The sequence below is a fragment of the Terribium retamae genome (assembly GCF_022347545.1).
In the GTDB taxonomy this organism is placed as follows: Bacteria; Pseudomonadota; Alphaproteobacteria; order Rhizobiales; family Rhizobiaceae; genus Mesorhizobium; species Mesorhizobium retamae.
Window position 1 is genome coordinate 1 of record NZ_JAKREW010000123.1, and the last position, 1,013, is coordinate 1,013.

The 1,013-nt window shown below is 66.3% G+C and carries 1 pseudogene; it reads right to left on the reverse strand.

The features are described from left to right. A pseudogene (locus L4923_RS30830) lies at positions 1–426 on the reverse strand (histidine kinase dimerization/phospho-acceptor domain-containing protein); the annotation flags it as partial. Positions 427–1,013: the final 587 nt, after the last annotated feature.

Sequence of the window (1,013 nt, forward strand, 5' to 3'; positions counted from 1 at the left end):
CGTCTCCACCGCGGCACCGGCGCTTTCCGCGCGCGCCAGCTCGATCAGCCGGCGCACCAGCCGGGTCATGCGCTCGGCATCGGCCACGATGTTGTTCTGGAAGCGCGCGCGCGTCGCCGCATCCATCTCTTCGCCGGCATCGCGCAAAAGTTCGGCCGCGCCCTGGATCGAGGTGAGCGGCGACTTCAGCTCGTGCGAGACATGGGTGGCGAAGGTGCGGATGGTGTCGGAGCGCGCCTGCAGCTTGCGCGCCATGTCGAGGAAGGCGTCCGACAGCTTGGCCATCTCCTGCGTGCCGTGATGGGAAAGCGGGCGGATCGCCTCGGCATCGCCCGCCGCGATGCGCGCCGTGCGCTCCATCAGCTCATACATCGGCCGCGTGATGACGCGCACGAACACGAAGCCGATGAAAAGCGTCACCCCCAGCACGATGGCGCCGGCGATCAGCGCGCTGTGCGGCGCGGCCTCCAGCAGGCGATAGCCGGCGAGGCCGGCCAGCGGCAGCACCATCACCGTCGACAGGATGGCCAGCACCACCAGGCTGAGCGGCGGCCGCCATTTCATGGGCTTACCCCGAACGTCTCGATCGCCGGCGCGGCGGGCGTTGCTCTTAACCAGCGTTCCGGAATGGATCCCCGACACTCTCCAATCGCTTCGCTCCCTACGAGGTCGAGGATGACGGGCTTCAGGTGCTGCCGACGCTCATTGTCACCATAAGCACCAAGGCCAACGCCGGCAGGAGCATTCTTATCATCATCCACGCGGGAGATTGGCCGAAGCGCCTCTATCCTCGTCATCCTCGACCTCGAAGCGACCGCAGGGAGCGCAGAGTGTCGAGGCCGCAACGCTGGTTAATGGCGAGCGACCCCGCACGGGAATTTCCGCGAACCGGAACGCTCCCTGCGGTCGCTCCGAGTTCGAGGACGGACTTCTGCCGACGCTCATTGTCACCGTCCATCACTGTCAGCACCCTCATCGCCAAGAGCAGTCATCACCCACGCTGGAGATTGGCC